Raw genomic sequence first — 3697 nt, 5'->3', positions numbered from 1 at the left:
TGTTGATATTATTAAGGTTGATTTTATTGAAACGCATAAGGCTGAGCAAAGACTATTAGTTAATAAATACCGTCCATATCAAATTCAACTTCTTGCTGAAAAGGTGGAAACACGAGAAGAATTTCTCAACAAACCCCATAATTGCACTGATAACTTGTCCCGAGATCCCAAAAAGCATATTTTTAAGTGAATTTTCAATTCTCATTATCCACCTACTGTTTTTTAATTTGACACAATCTTTTTATCTAGCTTCATCTTTAGCTTTCTTTTTAATATAGGCATAAAGTTTCTTATTCTATATCTTAATAATGCTCTTTTTCGCTCTTTTACAAAATCAAAATCTAAAAACCAATCGAGTAAATCTTCATTTTTAATTTTTGAATAATTTTCTCTCATCCTATTTTGTATCAGATTCCAATAAATTTTAATGAACGTATCGGTAAAAAATTTAACCTCTTGATACAAATATGTTTTAATATGGTCAGAAATATTATCGTGTATATTAAAACCATAATTTAACGGATTTTCTCCTTCAGCAATTATTCCTAAGATTGTTCGTAAGCATTTTTCACATTTACAACAATTTTCCTCATTTTTAAAACATACTCTTATATTTAACTTTTCATTTGAATTTAAGGAATAATCAACAACAACCTTTACTTTATCCTGTCTTGTAAGTTCGTAAGCATCATGAAATACCTTTCCTGAGGCAAATTTTATCTTATTATCAACTGTAGGATCAGATGCACATGTTACTTTATATAAGGGTGAGTTTGAACTAGCAATATAAAGACATTTCACCTTTAAAAGATATGCCATAGGAATTGCTGCAGAAATGATAGCTAATCCATGATGTAAACCATGCCACCATGAGTCTCCTAATTTTCTCTTAAAATCAATGTCGATTTCTTCGGCTTTTAAAAAGGTACCATAATTCGATTGGATTAGAATATTATCAAGTCCATACCTTTTACCAAAATCAACTGCATTTTGTTTATCTGCTTCCCATACATCACTATATGTTATTTCATTTTCATACCATCCATACTCTGTAATTAGTAGAGGGTTTTTATCCTTTATTCTTATAAAAGTTGTTAGTGCATCAAGACCTCCACTGAACAGGGAAGCAGCTTCTTTTTCATGCACGTAATAATTAGGAACAATTTCCTCAAGGAGAATGGCTCCATTAAACTTAACCGATGGAAACATCTCTTGATAGGCTGCCTTTAAATCATCTAAACATTCAAAAAACGTTTTATCCAATTGTTTTAGCTGTATTACTGAGTCTGTTATCCAAATGAGTGGTATAACATTTGATACAAATGGAATTGATAATATACTTACTGGAACATCTTCAACTCCAAAGTTATATTCAATAAACATATGATTTTCATTTCTAAAATACTTTTGTAATTGACCTTCTAAACTAAAATAGTAATCTACTCTGTTATTTTTCACTACAATATTATTTAAGATTAGTTTATTCATATTTTCCTCCCGTTTCACCACAACCTATCTAAATTTCAAATTGATTTAACCATTCATTTACAATATCAAAATTAACATTTACATTTGTTACTATTTCAGAATTAATCATTTCAGCAAGTTCGTTTAGGTTATTTCTATCAATGGTATTAAGATTATATGTTTCTTCCATACCCTTCGCTCTTTCATCAATCGAAATAATAATAGAGCGTTTTTTATGTCGCATTGCGTATATTCCACCATGTAGTCGGGTTCCAACATAATCAACATCTGTACTTAATATTTTTTCATACTCTTCAATACTAGGAGCGACGTGGATAATCTTTTCAGTATGATTAAGAGTTTTCAAATATTCTAAGTCCTTTGCATCCTGGATCCAGAAGTACACATTGCGATAATGTTGATTTAATGTATCAATCAATAATTGATCGTTTTTCATGTCCTTAGAGTGATGTGTAAGAGTAAAAATAACCGATTCTGATTTTTTTGTTGGTATTTCATTACATAATTGTGGGGTAAGAGACCATAATGTCGCACAACCAGTATTCAAAGCTTTAAACCCCATCTCTTCAAGAATTTTTTTTGTTCTCTCATCTCTTACACTATGGATGTATTCATGGGAAAGCACTTTTTTGTACAACATTTTTGTGTACCAGTTTATTTCTGAACCTTTACCAGCACCAACTCCAAGTAATATACTTCCTTTTAATGGTTTATAATTAAATATATTAATATTCCACTGTGGAAAGTGAGTTAACATATCCATAGTAAGTAAATTTGAACCTCCAACAAATTTATATTTTGCGTTACTATAAATTTGTACTCGATTTGAATTCCTTGCGACTTGGTACCAATGAAATGGAGAAACGTGAGTAGGTAATGTCAACACATAAGCCTTCTTTGTTATATCCGACAATTGTTTTTTCACACACTTCATTATTATGTCGTCTCCTTTGTTGAGCGATCCGACTGATGTATCTAATAATAAGACATTTTCCATTTAGTAAATGCTCCTTTTTATAATACTAATAATTAACTAAGCATAATCTTTAAAAGATGTTATAAAGCTTCTCAATTTCTAAATGATTATTGAAATCTGTATTTTCACAGTTTATTCTAAAAGTATTTCTTAAACTTGGATTTTTATATAATGTTTCAATTCCACGTGCAATCCCTTCAACAGATAATTCGGTTATCATGCCGTTAATTCCATTTTTCACTTGACTCTTTGCAGTTGTATAATTTGTTATTAACACAGGTTTCAAAAGTATTTGTGCTTCTACTACTGTAACAGCCTTACCTTCATATCTTGATGGTTGTACATATAGGTCAGCTTCCTTTATATATGGATAAGGGTTTGTTTTTTTTCCTAATAAAATAAAACTATCGTCTAATTGATAGTTTTTGATTAATTCCTTTATTTTTAATTCATCATCACCATAGCCAACAACATACCAGGCAATATCGTTATAACCTTTATTTTTTAGGATTTTTAACGCCTTTACAGCATTATCAATTCCTTTTGCATGTGATAATCTAGCTACTGTTACAATTTTAAACCTCTCATCATGAACCATATTATTATTTACTTTTATTTGTGCCATTTCATGAATAAATGTCGGAGAAACAATATTTTCTATTACTGTAATTTTATTAGCTAATTCGCTATATTTTTTTAAAAATGCTTCTTTACATGATTCTGATACAGTTACTATATGATCAAATTTCTTCCACATTTTTATGTCTACTTTAATATTTGTATTAACTGTAGAATAATCAGTATGTATCCATGCAATTTTTTTTCTAGCTTTTACCTTATCCGCTACAAAATAATGTGGCCATAAATAACTAATTGCTACATCATATTCTTTTTCAACTGATGGTAAAAAAGGTAGAGCAGACAACCACATCAATTGCATTTGGTAATAACCTGGCTCGACAACACCTCTTAATTTTGAGCTAATATCTGCCTTTATCTTTGAAAAGACACGCGCAAGTCCAATTAAAAATTGTTTTTCTTTAAATACACAAATAATTGATTTTCTAAAGGTCGTATATTGAGGTATTTCTTCTAATAAATCAACATTATGGGATAGCAAATCCAGAAAATCTCCTTGTTGTTTATATAAAAATAAATCAACATCGTATTTTCTATAATCAAAGTTATCAAGCATACTTAAAAGGCTTCTTTCAACACCCCCCACTTCCATAT

Annotated in this window: 3 protein-coding genes and 1 pseudogene; 1 reads left to right on the top strand and 3 read right to left on the bottom strand. The window is 29.6% G+C overall.

Features of this window, described 5'->3' with window-relative positions:
• A pseudogene (locus tag HU235_RS24925) lies at positions 1 to 190 on the top strand (hypothetical protein); the annotation flags it as partial.
• A 32-nt stretch (positions 191 to 222) separates the two neighbouring features.
• Here the strand turns inward: HU235_RS24925 and HU235_RS21185 are convergent.
• Genes HU235_RS21185 through HU235_RS21175 form a run of 3 tightly spaced genes read right to left on the bottom strand, consistent with a single transcriptional unit; the run spans position 223 to position 3695 of the window.
• Positions 223 to 1488, bottom strand: coding sequence for a peptidase (locus HU235_RS21185; protein WP_174881498.1), 1266 nt, complete (start codon positions 1486 to 1488; stop codon positions 223 to 225).
• 28 nt (positions 1489 to 1516) lie between these two features.
• Positions 1517 to 2485 (bottom strand): polysaccharide pyruvyl transferase family protein, encoded by a 969-nt coding sequence (locus HU235_RS21180; RefSeq protein WP_174881497.1) that lies wholly within the window; start codon positions 2483 to 2485, stop codon positions 1517 to 1519.
• A gap of 49 nt (positions 2486 to 2534) precedes the next feature.
• Complete coding sequence (locus HU235_RS21175) at positions 2535 to 3695, bottom strand: glycosyltransferase (protein ID WP_174881496.1); 1161 nt, start codon at positions 3693 to 3695, stop codon at positions 2535 to 2537.
• Positions 3696 to 3697 lie beyond the last annotated feature (2 nt).

Source organism: Metabacillus niabensis (assembly GCF_902829255.1).
Classification (GTDB): domain Bacteria; phylum Bacillota; class Bacilli; order Bacillales; family Bacillaceae; genus Metabacillus; species Metabacillus niabensis.
This window is presented reverse-complemented; position numbering and strand designations above follow the sequence as displayed.

What these genes read in the sequence shown, in the direction of transcription:
- HU235_RS21180 (WP_174881497.1), bottom strand. Translation starts at nt 2,485, where the DNA reads ATGGAAAATGTCTTATTATTAGATACATCAGTCGGATCGCTCAACAAA.
- HU235_RS21185 (WP_174881498.1), bottom strand. Translation starts at nt 1,488, where the DNA reads ATGAATAAACTAATCTTAAATAATATTGTAGTGAAAAATAACAGAGTA.
- HU235_RS21175 (WP_174881496.1), bottom strand. Translation starts at nt 3,695, where the DNA reads ATGGAAGTGGGGGGTGTTGAAAGAAGCCTTTTAAGTATGCTTGATAAC.